Source organism: Roseobacter weihaiensis, assembly GCF_020622345.1.
GTDB classification, from domain to species: Bacteria; Pseudomonadota; Alphaproteobacteria; order Rhodobacterales; family Rhodobacteraceae; genus Roseobacter; species Roseobacter weihaiensis.
The window spans coordinates 44,283-66,029 of the sequence record NZ_JACNMO010000001.1 but is presented as its reverse complement, the minus strand read 5'-3'; the positions used below and the strand labels follow the sequence as shown (position 1 = coordinate 66,029).

21 protein-coding genes are annotated in these 21,747 nt (G+C 61.4%); 14 read left to right on the top strand and 7 right to left on the bottom strand.

Going from position 1 to position 21,747, the window contains the following annotated elements; all coding sequences use genetic code 11:
* Positions 1–102 precede the first annotated feature (102 nt).
* A complete protein-coding gene (locus H7847_RS00335) occupies positions 103–798 on the top strand; it encodes a thiamine diphosphokinase (RefSeq protein WP_227267394.1) in 696 nt (231 codons plus the stop codon).
* Here H7847_RS00335 and H7847_RS00330 read toward each other — a convergent pair.
* The 3 genes from H7847_RS00330 to H7847_RS00320 are packed head-to-tail and all read right to left on the bottom strand — an operon-like array spanning position 752 to position 3,775.
* Positions 752–1,657 (bottom strand): DMT family transporter, encoded by a 906-nt coding sequence (locus H7847_RS00330; RefSeq protein WP_227267393.1) that lies wholly within the window; start codon positions 1,655–1,657, stop codon positions 752–754. The two genes, H7847_RS00335 and H7847_RS00330, sit on opposite strands and share 47 nt — an antisense overlap.
* 50 nt (positions 1,658–1,707) lie before the next feature.
* Positions 1,708–3,084 carry an L-serine ammonia-lyase gene (locus tag H7847_RS00325; RefSeq protein ID WP_227267392.1) on the bottom strand — a complete coding sequence of 459 codons (1,377 nt, stop codon included), beginning with the start codon at positions 3,082–3,084 and terminating at the stop codon, positions 1,708–1,710.
* A gap of 1 nt (position 3,085) precedes the next feature.
* Positions 3,086–3,775: a glutathione S-transferase family protein gene (locus H7847_RS00320; RefSeq protein WP_227267391.1), complete on the bottom strand. Its 690-nt coding sequence runs from the start codon at positions 3,773–3,775 to the stop codon at positions 3,086–3,088.
* Between the two features lie 201 nt (positions 3,776–3,976).
* Between H7847_RS00320 and rpiA the strand changes: the two genes are divergently transcribed.
* From rpiA to H7847_RS00280, 8 genes are all read left to right on the top strand, one after another.
* The gene (gene rpiA, locus H7847_RS00315; RefSeq protein WP_227267390.1) at positions 3,977–4,765 is read left to right on the top strand and encodes a ribose-5-phosphate isomerase RpiA; all 789 of its coding nucleotides are present in this window, start codon (positions 3,977–3,979) and stop codon (positions 4,763–4,765) included.
* 116 nt (positions 4,766–4,881) lie between these two features.
* On the top strand, positions 4,882–6,339 hold the full coding sequence (locus tag H7847_RS00310) for an FAD-dependent oxidoreductase (protein WP_227267389.1): 1,458 nt from the start codon (positions 4,882–4,884) through the stop codon (positions 6,337–6,339).
* Positions 6,340–6,413: 74 nt separating this feature from the next.
* On the top strand, positions 6,414–7,577 hold the full coding sequence (gene hflK, locus H7847_RS00305) for an FtsH protease activity modulator HflK (RefSeq protein WP_227267388.1): 1,164 nt from the start codon (positions 6,414–6,416) through the stop codon (positions 7,575–7,577).
* Complete coding sequence (gene hflC, locus H7847_RS00300) at positions 7,577–8,473, top strand: protease modulator HflC (RefSeq protein ID WP_227267387.1); 897 nt, start codon at positions 7,577–7,579, stop codon at positions 8,471–8,473. Before hflK ends, hflC begins: the two co-directional genes overlap by 1 nt.
* Positions 8,470–8,667: a DUF2065 domain-containing protein gene (locus H7847_RS00295; RefSeq protein ID WP_227267386.1), complete on the top strand. Its 198-nt coding sequence runs from the start codon at positions 8,470–8,472 to the stop codon at positions 8,665–8,667. Before hflC ends, H7847_RS00295 begins: the two co-directional genes overlap by 4 nt.
* A gap of 183 nt (positions 8,668–8,850) precedes the next feature.
* A complete protein-coding gene (locus tag H7847_RS00290) occupies positions 8,851–10,314 on the top strand; it encodes a DegQ family serine endoprotease (protein ID WP_227267385.1) in 1,464 nt (487 codons plus the stop codon).
* A 153-nt stretch (positions 10,315–10,467) separates the two neighbouring features.
* A complete protein-coding gene (locus tag H7847_RS00285) occupies positions 10,468–10,791 on the top strand; it encodes a 2Fe-2S iron-sulfur cluster-binding protein (RefSeq protein WP_227267384.1) in 324 nt (107 codons plus the stop codon).
* On the top strand, positions 10,788–11,543 hold the full coding sequence (locus tag H7847_RS00280) for an FG-GAP repeat domain-containing protein (RefSeq protein WP_264479407.1): 756 nt from the start codon (positions 10,788–10,790) through the stop codon (positions 11,541–11,543). The genes H7847_RS00285 and H7847_RS00280 overlap by 4 nt, the downstream gene beginning before the upstream one ends.
* A 12-nt stretch (positions 11,544–11,555) precedes the next feature.
* Here the strand turns inward: H7847_RS00280 and purD are convergent, their stop codons facing one another.
* Positions 11,556–12,821: a phosphoribosylamine--glycine ligase gene (purD, locus tag H7847_RS00275; RefSeq protein ID WP_227267383.1), complete on the bottom strand. Its 1,266-nt coding sequence runs from the start codon at positions 12,819–12,821 to the stop codon at positions 11,556–11,558.
* 79 nt (positions 12,822–12,900) lie between these two features.
* Here purD and xseA point away from each other — a divergent pair, with 79 nt between their 5' ends.
* Positions 12,901–14,442: an exodeoxyribonuclease VII large subunit gene (gene xseA / locus H7847_RS00270; RefSeq protein WP_227267382.1), complete on the top strand. Its 1,542-nt coding sequence runs from the start codon at positions 12,901–12,903 to the stop codon at positions 14,440–14,442.
* Between the two features lie 4 nt (positions 14,443–14,446).
* On the opposite strand, the gene H7847_RS00265 is transcribed toward xseA, so the two are convergent.
* A complete protein-coding gene (locus tag H7847_RS00265; protein WP_406675950.1) occupies positions 14,447–14,872 on the bottom strand; it encodes a hypothetical protein in 426 nt (141 codons plus the stop codon).
* 6 nt (positions 14,873–14,878) lie between these two features.
* Positions 14,879–15,946, bottom strand: a complete 1,068-nt coding sequence (locus H7847_RS00260) for an alkane 1-monooxygenase (protein ID WP_227267381.1) — start codon at positions 15,944–15,946, stop codon at positions 14,879–14,881.
* A gap of 219 nt (positions 15,947–16,165) precedes the next feature.
* Between H7847_RS00260 and H7847_RS00255 the strand changes: the two genes are divergently transcribed.
* From H7847_RS00255 to H7847_RS00240, 4 genes are all read left to right on the top strand, one after another.
* Positions 16,166–17,866, top strand: a complete 1,701-nt coding sequence (locus H7847_RS00255; protein ID WP_227267745.1) for an NAD(P)H-dependent oxidoreductase subunit E — start codon at positions 16,166–16,168, stop codon at positions 17,864–17,866.
* A 78-nt stretch (positions 17,867–17,944) separates the two neighbouring features.
* Entirely contained in the window at positions 17,945–19,345 is a 1,401-nt protein-coding gene (ftsY, locus tag H7847_RS00250; protein ID WP_227267380.1) for a signal recognition particle-docking protein FtsY, read from the top strand.
* A 49-nt stretch (positions 19,346–19,394) separates the two neighbouring features.
* Positions 19,395–20,303, top strand: coding sequence for an EamA family transporter (locus tag H7847_RS00245; RefSeq protein WP_227267379.1), 909 nt, complete (start codon positions 19,395–19,397; stop codon positions 20,301–20,303).
* 15 nt (positions 20,304–20,318) lie between these two features.
* Complete coding sequence (locus H7847_RS00240; protein ID WP_227267378.1) at positions 20,319–20,933, top strand: inner membrane-spanning protein YciB; 615 nt, start codon at positions 20,319–20,321, stop codon at positions 20,931–20,933.
* On the opposite strand, the gene H7847_RS00235 is transcribed toward H7847_RS00240, so the two are convergent.
* The gene (locus H7847_RS00235; protein ID WP_227267377.1) at positions 20,930–21,661 is read right to left on the bottom strand and encodes a cyclic nucleotide-binding domain-containing protein; all 732 of its coding nucleotides are present in this window, start codon (positions 21,659–21,661) and stop codon (positions 20,930–20,932) included. The genes H7847_RS00240 and H7847_RS00235 overlap by 4 nt on opposite strands.
* Positions 21,662–21,747 lie beyond the last annotated feature (86 nt).

The window sequence follows — 21,747 nt, the reverse complement described above, 5'->3', positions numbered from 1 at the left end:
TCTAGCATTTTAACCAAGTCCAAAGGGGTCCGAATCGTGTTCTTAATCGTATCATTTCGTGACGAGAATGTGGTCTGTTTCGGGGAAGGACATTAAACTTCGGTGAAAACTAAAATTGTAGACATCTCTGAACCGTTAACTTTACTGGGCGGCGGCGATGCCAGTCTGAAAGACCTGCAGATCGCTTTATCCCTTGCGCCGACCTGTGTTGCGGCGGACAGCGGTGCCCATTTGGCCCTTGCCCAGGGCATCGAGCTTGCGGCTGTCGTCGGCGACATGGATTCAATCTCTGACAGGGCGCGGGCCCAGATTCCGCAAAGCCGCTTTCACCACATCTCCGAACAGGACAGCACAGATTTTGACAAGGCATTACGCAGTGTCAAAGCTCCGGTCGTCCTGGCCGTGGGCTTCACGGGGGGGCAGATCGACCATGCGCTGGCGGCCCTGCATACCATGGTGGTTCACCCTGATGCTGCGGTGGTATTGCTGGGGGAAAACGATATTGTATTTCTGTGTCCGCGCCGTTTTACCTTGCCAATGCAGGCTGGTACACGTGTCTCCTTGTTTCCGATGGGGGCCGTTTCGGGGTGGTCGGAAGGCCTTTATTGGCCCATCGAGGGGCTGGACTTTGCACCGGGTGCCAGGTCCGGCACGTCAAACCAGGCCACAGGGGATCTGCAGCTGGCTTTTGATGCGCCTTGCATGCTGTGCATTCTGCCGCGCGACTTTATCTCTCAGGTTGTCTCAATGCTCATGCAACTGCCAGAGCACGGGCGTTGGCCCGCTCGCGCAGAATAATGTAGAGACCGGCAGCGATTGTAATCGCGATCCCGAGGCTGGCTGTCGGATTGGGCAAATCGCCAAAAACGATAAAGCCGATGACCGTTGCGAACGGGATTTCAAGGTATTGCATCGGCGCGAGCGTCGCCGAGGGCGCATACCGCAGGGACCATGTCATCAGCAGGTGGGCAACCGTCCCCAGCACGCCGATCCCAAGCAGCAGTGTCCATTCCATCTGCGACACCTGAACAAGCTGGAGCTGCGCAAGATTGCTCCCCTGCAGCACCAGCAGCACCGGCAGCATGACCGCGACGGCCATCATGCCGCTGACGGCTTGCAGGCTGATCGGGTCCGTTTCTTTGGCGATCTGACGCGTGACAAGCATGAAAAGCGCAAAGTTGAAGGCCACGACAACCGGTAGCAGGGCCGGCCACCCGACCTCGGCAAAGCTGGGCTGCACGACCAGGAGCGTGCCGATGAAACCCACCGCACAGGCAAAGAAGCGGCGTGCGCCAACCTCCTCTTTCAGCGCGAATTTGCCCAGCAGCAGCATGATGAAGGGCATCACGAAAGCAATGGCAATCGCGTCGGCAAGCGGCAGGTACTTCAAGGCAGTGACCATGGCCCCAATGCCAAAGATATGCAGCAGCGTGCGCAGGAAGGTCAGTAAAGCGATCCGCTGCGTCATACGCCAGACACGATTTGTCGCCCAGACCAGCGGGATCAGCAGAACGGCCTGTACCGCAAATCTTATCAGCACCAACTGCCCGATGGGCACCGTTTGCCCCAGAACCTTGGCCACAGCATCGCCAATCGGTGCAAGCACGCAAAATCCCAGCATCAGCATGATACCGAGCAAGGGGCGATCAACTGTCATGGGCAAAATCTAGGCCGTGGCTTGAGCCAATGCAAGCAATGGTTGTGGACTCAGCAATTTGGGATATTGACCGCCAGCCCGCCGAGCGAGGTCTCCTTATACTTCTCCGACATGTCCAGACCGGTCTGGCGCATCGTCTCGATGCAGGCGTCCAGCGGGACCAGGTGCGTGCCGTCGCCGCGCAGCGCCAAGGAAGCGGCTGAAACAGCCTTGATCGCCCCCAGACCGTTGCGTTCGATACAAGGCACCTGCACCAGACCTTTGACCGGATCGCAGGTCATCCCGAGGTGATGCTCCAGCGCGATCTCGGCGGCGTTTTCCACCTGCGCAGGGGTGCCGCCCATCACCGCGCACAGCCCCGCGGCGGCCATGGCAGCGGCAGAGCCGACCTCCGCCTGGCACCCGGCTTCGGCTCCTGAAATCGAGGCGTTGTATTTGACCAGCCCGCCAATGGCGGCAGCGGTCAGCAGAAAATCCTCGATATGCGCCTCGGACGCGCCGGGCACGTGGTCCAGATAATACCGCAGGGTTGCCGGCAGAACACCTGCCGCCCCGTTGGTGGGGGCGGTGACAACCTGACCGCCGGCGGCGTTCTCCTCATTCACGGCCATGGCGTAGACGCTCATCCAGTCGTTGATGGTATGGGGCGCATGCAGGTTCATGCCGCGTTCCGCCATCAGTGCGTCGTGAATGCCCTTGGCCCGGCGTTTGACCTGCAGACCGCCGGGCAGGATACCTTCCGTGGTCATGCCGCGTTCAATGCAGTTGTTCATGACCTGCCACAGCCGCTTTGTGCCTTTGGACAGATGCTCGATCCCGCAGCGTGCGGCCTCATTGGCGCGTTTCATCTCGGCGATGTTCTTGCCGGAAGAGACGGACATCTCCAGCATCTGGGCTGCGGATTTGAAGGGGTAGGGAATGGGCGGGCCGTCCTCGCTGGTGTCCTGACCAGCAGCCAGTTCGGCCTCGGTCATCACGAACCCCCCGCCGATGGAATAAAACACCTCGCGCAGGGTGACGTCACCCTGCGCGTCCGTCGCCAGCAGCGTCATCCCGTTGGCATGTCCGCTGAGCGGTGTCTCATAGTCAAAGATCAGATCCACGGTCGGGTCGAACTGCAATCGCGGCAGGCCCTCTGCGGCGATCTGCTTGGTGGCCCTGATCTCATCCAGCGTGGCCTCGGCCCGATCCGCGTCATAGGTTTCGGGCACAAAGCCCGCCAGACCCAGGATCGTGGCCCGGTCGGTGGCATGGCCGACACCGGTAAAGGCAAGCGATCCATGCAGGGACGCCCGCACCCCGTGAAACTCAAAAGGAGAGCTGCGCATCATGTCGAGAAACCGGGCCGCCGCCACCATCGGCCCCATGGTGTGCGAGGAGGACGGGCCGATACCGACCTTGAACATATCAAAGACAGAGAGAAACATCTTAGGTGGCACTTCCTTCCGGGGGTGAGGGCAACTGCGGCGCGCTGAAGGGGGTGACCCCCAGCCCTTCGGCCTCTTGGGCGGCCCCGACAGAGGCACGGCTTTCCAAGGCTTTGGTGGTCTTGAGTAACGCAGGATAGTCCCGAAGATCAAACCAGCTCTTGTCGTCTGAGACCGGGTAGAGCGCGAGCCACCGCAGCAGTGCGCAAAGATAAAGATCGAGCCCCAGTGCCCGCGGTTCTTGCCATCGCGTATCGAGTATTCCCAGATGTCGTGTCACCTGCGTTCGGGTCGCCCTGGCCAATTGCGCCAGATGGGCGGGATCGGTTCCGATACAGTTGACCGGGTAAAACAACATCCGCAGCGCAGGATGCAGGGTGTTGGAGAGAAAAAACAACCATTTGAGAAAATCCCCGCGGCCCATGTCGGCGGGCGCAGGGGCCAACCCTCCATGCCGGTCCGCCAGCCAGAGCAGAACGGCAGCGGTCTCGAATAGCGGGCCCTGATCGGTTTCCAGAACCGGGATCAGCCCGTTGGGGTTCAGCGCCAGATAGGCGGCACTGCGCTGTTGCGTTTGGTGGCGATCCACCAGATGCGTCCGGTAGTCCGCGCCGATCTCTTCCAGCGCCAGCCGGATTACCAGCGATGCGTTATCTGGCGCATAGTGCAAAATGTAAGTTGGCCGGTTCATGCTGCCTCAATAGAGGATTCGCGCCCTGCTGCCCGGTTGAAAACGACAGTCACGGGTGAAAACCGCAGTGAACAAACCCAGATACCGACCCCTCATACCGCTATCTTTCGTCTCAAATGCGGACGCGCAATACAAAATCGGCCTCGCACCTGCCGGACATGTTTCCTATAAGGCCCGCAGATCAGTCCAAGGAGCATCCGGATGTCCTCAGAACTCTCGCCTATCGACAAAGCGAAATTCGTCTGTGCCAAGCGGGCGGCGCAATTTGTCGAAAGCGGGATGCGGGTCGGGCTGGGCACGGGCTCAACGGCGGCGTGGCTGGTGCGGTGTCTGGGTGAAACGGTGCGCAACGAGGGGCTGTCGATCAAAGCGGTGCCGACCTCGACCCGCACGGCGGAGCTGGCCCGACGGGTGGGCATCGAGGTCATCTCGCTCGATCAGGCGAAATGGCTGGATCTGACCATCGACGGTGCGGATGAATTTGACGCTGAGCTGAACCTCATCAAAGGCGGCGGCGGCGCATTGCTGCAGGAAAAGATCGTGGCGACCGCCTCGGACCGCATGATCGTGATCGCCGATATCGGCAAAGAGGTTGAAACGCTGGGGGCTTTCCCTCTGCCGATCGAGGTCATCCCTTTTGGCTGGCAGACAACCCAGGCGCTGGTTGAGGAAACGCTTGTGTCGATGGATGTGCTGGGACGCGAGAGTACCTTGCGGATGAACGGGGATGCACCCTTTGTCACGGATGAAGGCAATCATATCATTGACCTGCACCTCAAGCGGATCGGGAATGCGCGGCAGCTTGCGCTGATCCTCAATCAGATGCCGGGCGTTGTGGAAAATGGCCTCTTTATCGACATCTGCGATACGGTTGTTGTGGGATATGGCGACGGCAAGGTCGAAGTGCGGGACATCAACGATGGGACGGTCGCAAAAGAGCAGGTGGAATTTGGGGAAACGCAAAACCTCTTCAGCGATTTAACAGATTGACAGGCTTGCACCCTGCCACACGCTTTGGTGAGCGTTCGGTGGCACTGCTGGTCAGCCAGGCATCACCTGCTATAACCGCCTCCTGAGTGTTCGCAGACCGAAGAAAGGCCGCAAAGATGAGTGAATTTGACTACGATCTGTTTGTGATTGGAGGCGGCTCCGGCGGGGTGCGGGCGGCCCGTATGGCCGCAGGCGAGGCCGGGGCGAAAGTGGCCCTCGCCGAGGCGGACCGCTACGGCGGGACCTGTGTCATTCGCGGCTGTGTGCCGAAAAAACTGATGGTCTTCGCCTCTGAATACGCAGGCATTCCCGAAGAGGCGCAGGCCTATGGCTGGGAGATGACCCGTGGAGCCTTTAACTGGCCCGCCTTTCAGCACCGTCTGAACACGGAACTGGACCGGTTGGAACAGATTTACCGCAATCTGCTCGCAGGCTCCAACGTTGAAACCTTTGACGCCCGCGCGACCCTGTCCGGGCCGCATCAGGTGACCCTGTCGACCGGCGAGACCAGGACCGCCAAACACATCCTCGTGGCCACCGGTGGCCATCCGGTACGGCCAGATCTGCCGCATGCAAATCTGGGGATCGTGTCGGATGATATCTTCAACATGCAGGCGCTGCCGAAGTCCATTCTGATTGTTGGCGGCGGCTACATCGCCTGTGAGTTTGCCGGCATTCTCAATGGTCTGGGGGTCGAGGTGACGCAGTATTACCGGGGCGCGCAGATCCTGCGCGGTTTCGACGACGAAGCCCGGGGCATGGTGGCCGAACAGATGCGCGAACGGGGCATTGACCTCAAAACGGGAACGAACATCCTCGAAATGGCCCCGGCAGAGGGGCGCCGGGCGGCAGGTGAAACCGGTGCCATGGGGGGCACGGCGCAGGAACGGGCGGAACTGGCAGAGCTGACCCGTGAGGAGGATACCGCAACCGGTCCGATCTGGGTCAAATCAACCACCGGCACAGAGGGTGTTTTTGACACCGTGCTCTTTGCGACGGGGCGTGACCCCAACACCAAGGGTCTTGGTCTTGAAGAACTGGGCGTGAAACTCGGGCGACGGGGCCAGATCGAGGTCGATGAATACAGCCAGACGGCGGTGCCGTCGATCTACGCCATCGGCGATGTCACCGACCGCGTCAATCTCACACCGGTCGCGATCCGCGAGGGGATGGCCTTTGTCGAAACGGTTTTCAAGGGCAATCTGACGGCCGTGGATCACGAGCTGATCCCGAGTGCCATCTTCACACAGCCCGAGATGGGCACCGTGGGCCTGAGCGAAGAAGATGCCCGCGACCAGGAACCGGTGGAGATTTACTGTACCTCTTTCCGCGCGATGCAGACAGCGTTTGCGGAGAAACCGGATCGGGTCCTGATGAAATTGATTGTCTCGCAGAACACCCGCAAGGTCCTTGGGTGTCACATTGTCGCCCCCAATGCGGGTGAAATGATCCAACTGGCTGGTGTGGCTGTTAAAATGGGCGCAACGAAAGAAGATTTTGACCGGACAGTCGCGGTTCATCCCACGATGTCCGAAGAAATCGTAACTATGAGATCTCCTGTCCGCACGGCTTGAATTCCGCGCGGGGGAGCGTACCTATGACGTGATTTAATCGTAATGTAATACGGTTCAGAAGGGGAAAGAACTTAATGGCTGGCAATAATGGCGGCCCCTGGGGGGGCGGCGGAAATTCGGGTGGTGACAGACCGAATGGGGGCTCAAACGGTGGCAATCGTGGATCGGGCGGGGGCGGCCCGCGTGGTCCGCGTGGCGAAGGCCCGCAAATCCCGGAAATCGATGAGTTGGTCAAGAAAGGTCAGGAACGTCTGCGTGTCCTGATGGGTGGCAAAGACGGTGGTGGTGGCAATCGCGGCACAGGCGGCGACGGCAGCGGTGGTCCGGCCTTTACCCGCGGCACGTTTGGAATGATCGCGCTGGGCGCGGTCGGGGCATGGCTTTTTGCCAGCTTCTACACGGTCGCCCCCGAAGAACAATCGGTTGAGCTTTTTCTTGGTGAGTATTCTGCCACCGGAAACTCGGGTTTGAACTTTGCACCCTGGCCTTTGGTCACCGCTGAAGTCCTGCCGGTGACGCGAGAGCAGACCGAAGACATCGGCAGACAGACCGACACTGGTTTGATGCTGACGACCGATGAAAACATCATTGATATTGATTTTCAGGTCGTCTGGAACATCAATGATCCTGCAAAGTATCTTTTCAATCTGGCTGAGCCGCAGGAGACCATCCGCGCTGTGTCCGAATCGGCCATGCGCGAGGTGATCGCGCGCAGTGAACTGGCGCCGATTCTGAACCGGGACCGGCAGGTCATCGCGGATGAAGCTCAGCAGTTGATCCAGCTCACGCTGGATCAGTACGACAGCGGTGTGAATATCGTCCGTCTCAACCTCGACAAGGCCGACCCGCCGCGCGAAGTTATTGACAGCTTCCGCGAGGTGCAGGCCGCGGAGCAGGAACGGGACCGTCTGGAAAGGCAGGCCGACGCCTATGCAAACCGTGTGACCGCGGGTGCACGGGGTGAAGCGGCCAGCCAGCTGGAGCAAGCGGAAGCCTACCGCGCCCAGCAGGTGAACGAAGCAACCGGCGAGGCCGCACGCTTTACGTCTGTCTTGGAGGAGTACGTTCGGGCACCTGAAGTGACACGCAAGCGGCTCTACCTCGAAACAATGGAGCGCGTGTTGTCGGGTGTCGACAAGATCATCCTTGAAAGTGACCTTGGCGGCGCGGGAGGCCAGGGGGTTGTCCCGTATCTGCCGCTGAATGAATTGCGCCGCTCTGCTGGAGGGACAAACTGATGAAAGCCACTAAATTTCTGATACCGATCGGCGTCGTGGCGCTTGTGGGTGTGTTGAGCTCTGTCTTTATCGTGGATGAACGCGAAAAAGCGCTGGTGCTGCAATTTGGGCAGATCAAATCCGTCAAGGAAGATCCGGGGCTGGCCTTTAAAATTCCGTTTATCCAGGAAGTTGTACGCTACGATGACAGAACTTTGTCTCTGGATACGGATGTCACCGAGGTCACGCCCTCAGATGACCGTCGGCTTGTTGTAGATGCGTTTGCGCGGTACCGCATTTCTGATGTGGTGCAATTTCGGCAAGCGGTCGGGGTTGGCGGGTTGCGCGCTGCCGAAGACCGTCTGGAGGGCATTCTAAACCCCACGATTCGGGCGGTATTGGGTTCTGAAGGTGTGACATCGAACACCATCCTCTCTGCTGATCGGGCGACACTGATGGCGCGGATCACCGCTCAGGCGCGCCAGCGGGCGTTGCCTCTGGGCCTCGAAGTGGTTGACGTGCGTCTCAAGCAGACGAACCTGCCCGAGCAAAACCTGGATGCGACCTTTGCGCGGATGCGGGCAGAACGCGAACGCGAAGCGGCAGATGAGATTGCCCGCGGTGAGGAAGCCGCCCAGCGTGTGCGCGCCCTTGCGGATCGGACGGTGATCGAGCTGACGTCCGAGGCTATACGTGAAGCGGATATCGTGCGCGGTCAGGCCGATGCCGAACGCAACGCGATCTTTGCCAATGCCTTTGGCGCGGACCCGGAATTCTTTGAATTCTACCGGTCGATGACGGCGTATGAGCGCTCGCTGCGCGGGGCGAATTCGACGATGGTCATGTCGCCGGATTCGGAGTTCTTCAACTACCTGCGCAGTGATCAGGGTCTGCGGTCGGCTGAGGGCGAGCGGTGAGCACGCTTCTTCTGGCCCTCGGGTTGGTGATGATTGTCGAGGGGCTGGCCTATGCGCTGGCCCCTTCGCTTGTGGAACGTATGCTGGAGATGCTGCGCAGCCTGCCCGAAACTGCCGTGCGGCAGATCGGATGGCTGGTGGTCGTGAGCGGTGCGATCCTGATCTGGTTGGCGCTGCAACTCGGCGCGGCGTAACACTAGTTGGCTGTTCAGCCACTGTCCCTGCTTATTTCAACAAGGTCACAGGGAGTTGAAACCCTGCGATACAGGCCCATCTTATTCTTGCGAAGCTGCATTGCTACATGCAGTCTGAGATGCAAGTCTTATAAAGAAGTACATCCGGCCTGTGAGGCCGTCGCGAATTTCAGGAGAAGAGGCATGAAACCGACCCCGGTATCCACGTCCACAATAATTTCATCAGTCATGCAGATGCGATTGCTGGTGCTGGCGATTTTGACACTGGCTTTTTTGCTGGTCGCGCCATTGACCGCCTTTGCCCAACAGGCGAGCCTTGCGCCACTTGCTGAAGAGATCAGCCCTTCGGTGGTGAATATCACGACATCCACCACGGTTTCACGCCGGACCGGGCCACAAGGGATTGTTCCCGAAGGCTCCCCGTTTGAAGATTTTTTTCGTGACCGGAACAACGGGCCAGAAGGGAGCCCGCGTCGCTCCTCCGCGCTGGGTTCCGGATTTGTCATCTCCGAAGACGGCTATGTCGTGACGAACAATCATGTGATCGATGGTGCTGATGAAATTCTGGTCGAATTCTTTGATGGTACCGAGTTGAGCGCCGAGGTGGTGGGCACGGATCCGAACACCGATATCGCGCTGCTCAAGGTGGAAGCGGACGAACCGTTGCCCTTCGTGTCCTTTGGCGACAGTGATAGCGCCCGTGTCGGCGACTGGGTTATCGCGATGGGCAATCCGTTGGGTCAGGGATTCTCGGTCTCTGCAGGTATCGTATCGGCGCGTAACCGTGAATTGAGCGGACGGTACGACGACTACATCCAGACAGATGCAGCGATCAACCGAGGCAATTCGGGCGGGCCGCTGTTCAACATGAATGGTGAAGTGATCGGGGTGAATACCGCGATTCTGTCGCCAACGGGCGGTTCCATCGGATTGGGATTCTCGATGGCGTCAAACGTGGTGACCCGTGTTGTCGATCAGCTGCGGGAGTTTGGCGAGACCCGGCGCGGATGGCTTGGGGTGCAAATCCAGGATGTGACCGAGGACATGGCTGAGGCGATGGGTCTCGCCTCGACCGACGGTGCCGCCGTGAACGGTGTGCTGGAGGGTCCAGCCTCCGAGGCCGGCATTGAGATCGGCGACGTGATTGTCAGCTTTGACGGCCGCACCGTCGAAAGCACGCGCGATCTGGTGCGTCAGGTGGGCAACACGCCAGTGGGCGAAGCTGTGCGGGTTGTCGTGCGTCGTGGCGATGAAAGCATGACCCTGTTGGTGACGCTTGGTCGACGTGAAGACGCCGAAGAAGCGACACCCGCCGTGGCGCAAGGCCCCGAAGAGGATGCGCCGACAACCTCTGAGATGCTGGGGCTGACCCTGAGGGTTCTGACCGACGAGCTGCGCGAGGAACTGGGCACAGGGGGCGACGCGCAGGGACTGGCGGTGACCGAAGTGGATGAAGCCTCCGAGGCTTTTGAGAAAGGGTTGCGGGCTGGCGATGTCATCACCGAGGCGGGCCAGCAAAAGGTCAACAGCATTGCGGATTTGCAAACCCGGGTCGAAGAAGCCAAGGAAGCCGGGCGCAAATCCCTGCTGTTGCTCGTGCGCCGGGCAGGTGATCCGCGCTTTGTCGCGCTTTCCCTCGCGGAATAGAAACCGGTACCAGTTCGAAAAGGGGCGTCTTTAAGGCGCCCTTTTTTTGTCTTAAAAAACCTCAGCCGGTGGGAGAGGGGTCGCAAAAGAGATTGGCACGCTTTATATCGCCCGGGAGACAGAGGCAAAACCATCGAAAAGGAATGCACGGACGTGGCCAAGATCACTTATATCGAACACGGCGGAACTGAACATGTGGTGGAGGTCGCCAATGGCCTGACCGTGATGGAAGGCGCGCGCGACAACAACATTCCCGGGATCGAGGCCGATTGTGGCGGCGCCTGTGCCTGTTCGACCTGCCATGTCTATGTTGACCCGGCCTGGGTCGAAAAGCTGCCTGCCAAAGATGATATGGAAGAAGATATGCTCGATTTTGCGTATCAGCCCGATCCGGCCCGGTCGCGCCTGACCTGCCAGTTGAAAGTCACCGATGCGCTGGAAGGGCTTGTGGTTCAGATGCCTGAAAAGCAGATATGATCCTGAAGGGCGCGCGGCGTCTGCCGGCGCGCTCCTGGCTCGCGACCGCCCGCCGCGCGCTGCTGGCGTTGTGCCTGTGGCACGGGACGGCGGCGGCTGAGGCTGAGGGCCCGATCATCGCGGCAGACTATGCCGGTTCAACCGACCGATATCCCCATGCGGTGCTGGGCGATGCATTTGAATATGGCGCGCTCGTTTTAACGTTTTCGAATGGCGAGAGACGGCGCTTTGTTTTGCCGGAAAGCTCTGTTTTCGAGGACACCGCGCCGCGCCTCGCGGATCTCGAGGGCGACGGACACCCGGAAGTCATCGTGGTCGAAAGCGACCGGACCCGCGGCGCGCGTCTTGCGATCTATGGCGCGCAGGGGATCCTTGCCGCCACATCCGATATCGGCACGCGCTTTCGGTGGCTGGCCCCGCTGGGTGCCGCGGATTTGGATGGCGACGGGCGGGTAGAGATCGCCTACATCGACCGCCCGCATCTGGACAAGACCCTGCGCGTCTGGCGGTTTTCGGGTGGCACGCTGGAGCCTCTCGCCGACTTGCCGGGGGTGACCAACCACCGTATTGGGGAACGCGATATCGCAGGCGGTATGCGGGCTTGTGGCGCGCGTCCCGAGATGATCGTGGCAAGTGCAGACTGGTCCGCGCTTTTGGCCGTGACATTCGGATCAGAAGGCTTTTCCACGCGCCGGATTGGAAATGACACCTCGCGCGCTGCCTTTGCCCGCGCCATGCGATGCCAGGACTAGCGGCGCGCGCGGCTAGTCAAGCGCCCGCCAGCCGATATCGCGCCTGCAGAACCCCTCCGGCCAATCAATGCTGTCCACCATTTCATAGGCTGTTTTCTGAGCCTCTTTGAGGCTTTCGGCCCGCGCGGTGACAGCCAGCACCCGTCCGCCATTTGCCACGTAGCGCCCATCCCGCCGGGCCGTGCCCGCATGAAAGACCATGCGGTGACTGTCCTGCGGCTGGTTGTCGAGACCGCCAATGACAGAGCCCTTTTCGTAGCGGCCCGGATAGCCCCTTGCGGCCATCACCACCGTGAGTGCGTGATCGTCGGCCCAGTTGACCTGGGCCTGATCCAGACGGCCCTCCGCGACGGCCTGCATCAGGTCCAGTACCTGCGCGCCGAGGCGCATCATAAGCACCTGACACTCCGGGTCGCCAAAGCGCACGTTGTACTCCACCAGACGGGGCACCCCGTTTTGGATCATCAAGCCGACAAAGAGCACGCCCTGATAGGGGGTGCCTCTGCGTGCCATCTCAGCCATGGTCGGGCGCACGATCGTGTCAAGCGCGGTCTGGGTCACCTCGGGCGTCATCACCGGCGCGGGAGAATAGGCGCCCATGCCGCCTGTGTTGGGGCCGGTGTCGCCTTCGCCCACGCGTTTGTGGTCTTGGGCCGTTCCGATAGGCAGCACGGTTTCGCCGTCGCAAAGCACAAAGAATGACGCCTCTTCACCCTCCATGAATTCTTCGATGACGACCTCTGTTCCCGCCGCGCCGAAGCTGCCGCCGAACATATCGCCAAGAGCTGCCAGAGCCTCGTCCTGGGACTGCGCGATGATGACGCCCTTGCCCGCGGCCAGCCCGTCCGCCTTGATCACGATGGGGGTCGGCTGTGCCTGCACATAGGCGCGGGCGGCGGCGTGATCTGTGAAATGCGCATAAGCCGCGGTCGGCGCATCTGCCGCATCGCAAATCGCCTTGGTGAAGGCCTTGGAGGCTTCTAGCTGGGCCGCCGCTGCACTGGGGCCGAAAACCGCGACCCCGGCATCGCGCAGCCGGTCGGCGACCCCGGCGGCAAGGGGGGCTTCAGGCCCGACAATGACAAAATCGATTGCGTTTTCATCCGCGAAACCGGCCACGGCCCCGCCATCCTCTATATCAAGGCGGGCGCAGTCGGCAATCTCCGCGATCCCGGCATTGCCGGGGGCCACGATCAGCCGATCACATTTGGGGTTCTGCAGGACCGCCCAGGCCAGGCTATGCTCGCGCCCGCCACTGCCCAGAATAAGAATGTTCATGTGGCGCTCCTGATCTGCTTGGCCTTCCCGTCAGGGCGTTCTAAGCTGGTGGGCAACCCGTGACAACACCCGAGGATCTATGGACCTGCTTGACGACCCCGCACCGGGCCAGAATACCCCTGAATTCACCGTCAGCGAGATCTCGGGCGCGGTCAAGCGCACGCTGGAGGGGGAGTTCGGACGCATACGGGTGCGCGGTGAGGTCAGTCGCGTGGTCAAGGCGCGCTCAGGGCACATGTATTACGACATCAAGGATGACCGGAACCAGCTCGCCTGCACCACCTGGAAGGGGCAGGTCGCCCGGCTGAACGTGATCCCCGAAGAGGGGCTGGAGGTTGTGGTGACGGGCCGGATCACCGCCTACGGCGCGCAGTCGAAGTACAACATGAACGTCGACGAGGTCGCGGTCGCGGGCAAGGGCGCGCTGATGGCCTTGTTGGAAAAGCGCAAGAAGACGCTGGAGGCCGAGGGGCTGTTTGATCCTGCGCGCAAAAAGCCGCTGCCTTACCTGCCCGAGATCATCGGGGTCGTGACCTCGCCCTCGGGGGCGGTGATCCGCGATATTCTGCACCGGCTCCGGGACCGGTTTCCGCGCAAGGTGCTGATCTGGCCCGTCGCGGTGCAGGGCGAGAAATGTGCCCCCGAGGTGGCAAGGGCCATTGCCGGTTTCAACGCGATGACGCCAGGCGGGGCGTTGCCCCGGCCGGATTTGCTGATCGTCGCCCGGGGGGGCGGGTCGGTCGAAGACCTCTGGGGATTTAACGAGGAAACCGTGGCCCGTGCGGCGGCGGCGTCCGAGATCCCGCTCATCTCCGCCGTGGGGCACGAGACCGACACCACCCTGATCGATTATGTCTCGGATCGGCGGGCCCCGACGCCGACCGCAGCGGCTGAATTGGCGGTGCCGGTGCGCCACGAACTGATCGCCTGGGTCGAACAGCAGGACGCACGCATGCGGCAGGCGCTCAGCCAGGGGCTGACGCGCCGGGACCAGCGTTTGCGGGATATGGCCCGCGCCCTGCCGCGCCCCGACACGTTGCTGGACACCCCGCGCCAACTGGTGGATACCCGTGGCGCGCGGTTGGCCCCGGCGCTGATCGCGGGTGTGCAGCGGCGCAAGGTCCGGCTTGCGGATGTCAGCGGCAGCCTGCGCCCCTCGACCTTGCAGCGGGCATGGGCCAGTGAAGACAAGAGATTCCAGACCATATCGTCTCGGTTGGACCCGGCCCTTGCCCGCGCGCTGCAGGTGAAAAAAAACAGCTTTGCGGCGCAGGCACCGCGCTTTCGGCCTGAGGCCCTGCACCGGGATCTTGACCGCAAGAAGGAGACCTTCCGGGCCTTTGTGCAGCGGCTCTCAGAGGCCGGACATCGCCAGACGGCTGCCTTGCGCGACAAGATCGAGGCGGCCGAGAGGCTCCGTCTGACTTTGGGGTATGAGGCCACGCTGCAGCGCGGGTTTGCCGTGGTGCGCAGCGATGGGGTTCTTGTCACGGGCAGCGAAGCGGCCCGCAAGGCCGCCCGGCTGGAGATCCAGTTTGCCGATGGCCGCGTCACGGTCGGCGGGAAGGCTCCCGGGCGCAAAGGGTCTGCGAAACCGCCGCAGCAGGGCTCGCTGTTCTGACGCGCTAGACGCCGACCTCGGGCCCGAGGCAGACCATCTCTTCGCCCACGTCCTGCGCTTCATAAAGCTCCGTGGCGCCGGGCAGATTCTCAAATCGGGCGATCAGCCTGCCGTTTTCCGTATGAAAGGCCCAGCATTGCGGGTCAGGGTTGTCTTCGTAGACAAAGCAAATCTGGTTGCCTTGCTCGTACCAGAAGCCTTCCTTGCACTGGCCGTCCAGAAACGACCATCGCACCCGACGGTTTTCCAGATAGACCTCGGCACCGTAGGCCTGACCGTTCTGACCGTAGAACAGCGTCTTGCCACGGGTGTAGGCGTCGAAAGCCGCCCCATCCATCGGCTCAGGCTCGGCGGCCAGCACGATGTCGGCCCCTGACAGACCAACAAGAAGAAAGGGGAGGATCAGCATTCTTTTGAAACGTGAAAACATGAGAACCTATTTTGCTGAGAGGGGGGAGGAAACGGGATCTGTGACCGGGTGCGATTGCGGTTGAGGGTACCAGGCCCGCACACGCGGGTCCATCAGACGCCGCCACAGGGGAGGCAGCAGCGCAATGACCCCCATCAGGGGCACAGAATAGGGCAGCACCGGCATCTGTGCGGGATTGAGGCGCAGGTCTGCGAAAGCGCGGGCGGGATGCATGTGGTGGTCAGAATGGCGCGGCGCATTCAGCATCATCGCGGCGGAATAGGCTTGCGGCGCATTCCAACTGTGCTGCGGGCCCATGGGTTCCGGTTTGCCGCGCGCGGTTTCGCGACGGCGCAGACCGTAGTGTTGCACATAGTCCGAGAGCAGCAGCTGCATCTGGGCGTGCAGCGCGATGACGATCAGCGCCAAAACCCCGGCCCCGCCGGCCAGCCCGGTCGCTGCCAGAAGCGACAGGGCCGCGCCGCCCAGATAGGCAACATAGGGATGGCTCAAGGGGGAGTTTCCACGCCGGCGGCGCGTTTCGGCCCGCAGGCCGTCTGTAAATTCTGCCACGGTCGCGGACAGGGCGTAGCGGTAAAACCCGCGCCCCAGAGGTGCCGAATTAGGGTCACGCGCCGTCCCGGCATGCACATGATGGATCAGAAGGTGCGCGGAAACATGCTGACCATTGAGGATTGAGCAATAGACGGCGGTGCCCAAAGCGCGACTCAGCCGATCAGTGCGGTGGATCAACTCATGCGCGCAGGCGTTCGATACCTGTCCCGCATAAAGCCCCATAGCAATGACGAGGAGCACGCTTTGCCCGGTGTCCAAATGGGCCGGTGCCCCCAAGACCCAGAGGGTCACGGCCAGGCTCGCAAAATGCATCACGCCTATGGCGCGCGGCAGCCTGTTGCTCAGGGCGGGGTTGGCTTTGGCGTCTGGTCCGATGCGGTCCATCAGGCTGACAAGAACGGTGACGCTGAACAAGGCGATCAGCGGCCAGAGACCGCCGCGCACGGCCCCCGCAATCAGCAGAACTGCCGGAAGCAGGCTGGCGATTGCAAAGAAGACTGTGGCACGATGCTCGGTCATGTTAACACTCTGTTTACCGTATAGATGCTCCCGCTCAAAGCGTCGCAAAATGACGCGGTTAATGGCGCAAGTTTCGGATCGGACACAGATGTGTCGTTTCTGGCTGCCTGGAGCACCGTGTTTGGCGCTACCCTGCCGGTGCCGGGGCTGATAGGCCTTGAGGGCAGAAAACATCACACTTGGACCCGCGACACGCCAGCGGGCAGGGAGACGCGGCGCATGGCACTCGACAGCGGCAACAAGGCCAAAAGCAAAGGCGTCTGGAAATCAGGCGCGGGCAAAGGGCGGCGACATACCAAAGGCCGCCAGGTGCAGGATCAGGCCTGGGGCGAGGTGCGTGCGCTGCTGGGCGAGGCCCCCCGCCGCGCCGATTTGCTGATCGAACACTTGCACAAAATCCAGGATCGCTATGGTCACCTCTCGGCGGCGCATTTGCGCGCCCTGGCCGAAGAGATGCGGATGTCGATGGCTGAAATCTATGAAGTGGCGACATTCTACGCCCATTTCGACGTGGTCAAGGAGGGGGAGACCCCGCCACCTGCGCTGACGATCCGGGTGTGCGACTCGCTCTCCTGCGAGCTGGCCGGGGCTCAGGCGCTGAAAGCGGCGCTGGAAGAGGGACTCGATCCGGCGGAGGTCCGCGTGCTGCGCGCGCCCTGCATGGGCCGCTGCGACACTGCCCCGGTATTGGAACTGGGTCATGCCCACATCGACCATGCAACGCCTGAAAAGGTTGCGGCAGCTCTTGCCGCAAACGATACGCATGCGCATGTCCCCGACTACCAGACCTATGCCGATTATGTGGCAGAGGGCGGCTACGTCGCCCTGCGGTCCTTGCGCGAGAAGGGCGATTGGGAGGCGGTCCAGGAGCAGGTTCTGGCCTCGGGCCTGCGGGGGCTTGGCGGGGCTGGTTTCCCGTCGGGCAAGAAATGGGGCTTTGTGCGCGCCAATGAAGGCCCGCGTTATCTGGCCGTGAACGGGGACGAGGGCGAACCTGGCACCTTCAAGGACCGCTACTACCTTGAGCGGGTGCCGCATCTGTTCCTGGAGGGCATGTTGATTGCTGCCTGGGCGGTGGAGGCGGAAACGGCCTTTATCTACATGCGCGACGAATACCCGGCGGTGCTGGAAATCCTCACGCGCGAGATCGAGGCGCTGGAAGACGCAGGGCTGGTGGCCCCCGGCTATGTTGATCTCAGACGCGGCGCGGGCGCCTACATCTGCGGTGAAGAAAGTGCGATGATCGAAAGCATCGAGGGCAAGCGCGGCCTGCCACGGCACCGCCCGCCCTTCGTGGCGCAGGTCGGTGTTTTCGGGCGTCCAACGCTGGTGCACAATGTCGAGACGCTGCATTGGGTCGCTCGGGTCTGCCGCGAGGGGCCCGAGGTGCTGTCGTCGACCGAGAAAAACGGGCGTAAGGGGCTGCGCAGCTATTCGGTGTCAGGCCGTGTGGCCAAGCCCGGCGTCTATCTGCTGCCTGCGGGTTCCACGATCACCGATGTGATCGCAGCGGCAGGCGGTATGGCTGAGGGGCACATCTTTAAAGCGTACCAACCGGGGGGGCCGTCTTCGGGCCTTCTGCCGGCGTCGATCGACGATGTGCCGCTGGATTTTGACACCTTGCAGCCGCTGGGGTCGTTCATCGGGTCTGCCGCCGTTGTTGTGCTGTCGGATCAGGACAGCGCGCGGGCCGCAGCACTCAACATGCTGCGGTTCTTCGAGGATGAAAGCTGCGGGCAATGCACGCCCTGCCGGGTGGGCTGCGAAAAGGCCGTCAAGCTGATGCAGGCGGAGACATGGGATCAGGGATTGCTGGAGGAATTGAGCACCGCGATGGTGGATGCCTCGATCTGCGGTCTGGGGCAGGCGGCGCCAAATCCGATCCGGCTGGTGATGAAACATTTCCCCGAGGAAATCTGACCCAAAGACCCGCGGGCCTTTTGTTTCTGCCGAAATCCCCTTAGATGGGCCATAAGCGATGAACAGACGGGCCCGCGCATGGCGTTTTTCAAGAAACTAAAAGACCGGCTTTTCAAGTCCTCCTCCAAGATCGATCAAGGTCTGGAGGCGATCGTCGAGGAAGGCGGGGTAGAGGAGACGGTGTCGGCTGGGGTTTCTCTCTCCGACGCGCCGCCAGAGCAACCCGATACACCGCCTCAGCAAGAAGCCGTTTCAGCGCCAGACCCTGAGCCTGAACCGGTCGTGTCTGACACGGTTGAGGAAATACGCCCGACCGATGAAATCGCGGCATCGGATATTGCATCTGAAGGTCAGGATCAGTCCACCTATCCAGAGCCAGAGCCAGAGCCAGAGCCAGAGCCAGAGCCAGAGCCAGAGCCAGAGCCAGAGCCAGAGCCAGAGCCAGAGCCAGAGCCAGAGCCAGAGCCAGAGCCAGAGCCAGAGCCAGAGCCAGAGCCACCGGTCGTGCCGCCCGCAGCGATTGAGGTGCCCCGGTCTCCGGCCCCGATGGCGCAGGATTTGATCGAACCGGCACCGGAGACACCATCCAAGCCGGGTCTGTTGGGCCGTCTGATGGGGCGCGGTTCGCCTGCAACGGTCGTGCGGCGCACATTGGACGACGACATGCTGGAACAGCTCGAAGAGCTGCTGATCTCCTCCGATATGGGGGTCGATACAGCGCTGCGGGTCGTGGCCAATATGGCCGAAGGGCGCATCGGGCGGAAACTGTCCGTGCAGGAGATCAAGGAGCTGTTGTCGGGTGAGATTGCGCGGATCATGGAACCTGTTGCCAAACCCTTGCCGCTCTACCCGCGTACCCCGCAGGTCGTGCTGGTTGTGGGGGTGAACGGCTCGGGCAAGACCACGACCATCGGCAAGCTTGCCAGCCAGTTCCGGGCGGCAGGCAAGAAGGTGGTGATTGCTGCAGGTGATACATTCCGCGCCGCCGCGGTAGAGCAGTTGCAGGTCTGGGGAGATCGGGCAGGCGTGCCCGTGCTGACCGCGCCCGAAGGGTCAGATCCCGCGAGCCTCGCCTTTGAGGCTATGACCCAGGCGCAGGCCGAGGGGGCCGATCTGTTGCTGATTGATACGGCGGGGCGCTTGCAGAACCGCACCGACCTGATGGAGGAACTGGCAAAGATCGTCCGCGTGATCCGCAAGAAGGATGAAACCGCGCCGCATAATACGCTGTTGGTGCTGGACGCGACCACGGGCCAGAATGCGCTTAATCAGGTGAAGGTGTTCAGCGACATCTCGGATGTCTCGGGGCTTGTGATGACCAAGCTGGATGGCACCGCCAAGGGTGGCGTGCTGGTTGCCCTGGCCGACAAATTCGGCCTGCCGATCCATGCCATCGGTGTGGGCGAGCAGATCGACGATCTGGACGCCTTCGACCCCGAAGACTTCGCCGATGCCCTGATGGGGCTGGAGCGCCGTTGACATCCGGGTTTCCTGTTTGCCGGCATCGCACCCGGCACCCTGCACGCCGGTGACAGACTGGCTGATTTCCATCGAAGGCACAGAGGCAGGTCACCGCATGGCGCTGATCCTCGCGCTGATGGCAGCCTTTTTGCATGCGGTTTTTGGCGCGCTCCAGAAAGGCCGGCATGATCCTTGGCTGACGCGCGGGGCAATCGATTTCTCCTATATGGTGATGGCGGCCCCCTTTGCCTTTTTCGTGGTGCCCTGGCCCGAGCCGCATATGTGGCTGATCTTTGTCGGGGCGTGGATCATTCACACGCTCTACAAGCTCTTGCAGGCGATGGCTTACACGCGAGGCGCCTACACGGTGGTCTATCCGGTGGTGCGCGGCACAGGCCCGCTTTTCGCGGTCATCGGAGCCTATCTGATCTTTGGCGAAACCTTTACCCTGACCCAATGGGGCGGCATTGCGGTGTTGCTTGCAGGCATCTTCGGGCTCGCGGTCTACAACATGATCTACCTCACGTCAGAGCGCGACACGCTGCATGCTGCCTTGGGGCTTGCCGTGCTCACCGGATTTTTTGTGGCGCTCTATACGACCTATGACGCCTATGGCATCCGCGCGACGGCCAATCCCTTTACCTTTCTGGCGTGGTTTTTTCTGATCGACGGGTTCTTCATGCCGATCCTGGCGGCGCGGCGCTGGTGGGTCATGGATGTCAGGACGCGGCCCACGCTGCCCCCACTGATGACACGCGGTGTGATCGGCGGGGTGGTGGCCTTTTTCAGCTTCGGCAGCATCATGCTGGCGACCCGGCTCGACAAGGTGGGTGAAGCGGCGGTCCTGCGGGAAACCTCCACCGTGTTTGCAGCCCTCATCGGCTGGGTGTTTCTGAAAGAAACCGTGGGGCCCCGGCGAATTGCTCTTATGGGATTGATTGCGCTGGGGGCCGTGATAGTTGAGATGGGCGGATAAAAGAGAGACGACGACGTGGCAGACGCAAAACCCATCAACCCGATTGTCAAACAGGTGCTGGAACTGGGGCCGACAATTGCCTTCTTCCTGATCTATCTGCGGATCAAGGAGGACAGCTTTGTCATCGGCGGCACGGAATATACCGGCTTCATCGTGGCGGCGCTGATCTTCGTCCCGATCCTGCTGGTGGCCATGGCGATCCTGTGGATGCTGACGGGTAAGCTCAGCCGCATGCAGGTGTTTACCGCCTTCATGGTGATCTTTTTCGGCGGGCTGACAGCATGGTTCAACGACGAGCGTTTCTTCAAAATGAAGACGACAATCGTTTATGGGCTCTTTGCCCTGCTCCTGGGCATTGGCCTGCTGCGCGGGCAGTCTTACCTCGCGTTAGTCATGAACGAGCTGATGCCGATGCGGGAGGAAGGCTGGATGATCCTGACCCGCAGGCTCTGTGCGGCATTTGCAGGCCTTGCAATCGCCAACGAGATCGTGTGGCGCACCATGTCCACCGATGCCTGGGTCAAGATTGAGACCTTTGGTTTTCCCGTGGTGCTGATGGCGTTTCTGATGTGGCAGTTCATTCGGCTACAGGAATACATGATCGCGGATGAGACAACAGACGAGACCTAGACCTGCCCGACCCGTGACAACGCCTCGATCATCGGTTTTGGTATGTCATCCACATGCACCGAATTCCGACCCATTGAGCGCGCGACCTTGGCGGCGAGATCCAGCGAGATCGCAGCCTCCAGCGCCAGTCTGAACCTTGGGGTACGGGCGCATTTTCGGCGCAGGTCATCAAACCGCCACTCCAGCACCTCCACACCTTCCTCCAGCCAGGCGGAGGCGGAACTGGGGACGCCGGTCAGAAAGGCCACCTCGCCCAGAAACAGCTTGGAGGGCAGCACAAAGGCCTGCTCCCCTTTGCGCACCAGCGTGGCGCCTTTCAGCACGAAGTAAAGCCTGTCACCCGCCTCGCCTTCGGTTGTGACCTGCTTGTCCCGGGTCACGGTATAGCGTTTGGCCCGCTTCATCAGGGCCCGGAAATCACCCGGTGGCAGGTGGGGAAAATCATCGTAGATATCCGCATGCGCGCGCGGGATGGCAAAGCGGGATCGCCGGGCAATCAGGCTGGTCAGTCCGCCAAGATTGGCCAGTCCGATCAGCATGCTGACATATATCGCCTCCCAAAGCGGGCTCTCACCGAGAGTTGCATAGTAGATCAGGTAGATACCGGTCCCGGCCAGAATGAACAGTCGCAGGATAATCTGGTGGGTGATCGCCAGCCCGGCCACATAGAATGCACCCGCGAGATAGACGAGGTTCTCCGGCGTCAGCGCGCCCCCATAGAGATTCACAAGTTGTGCCCCTTTGCCTTGCCCTGCAACTTTTGGCGAAAAAGCGCCTCTTTGCAAAGATAATTATCTCAGGGGAAACAGTTGTT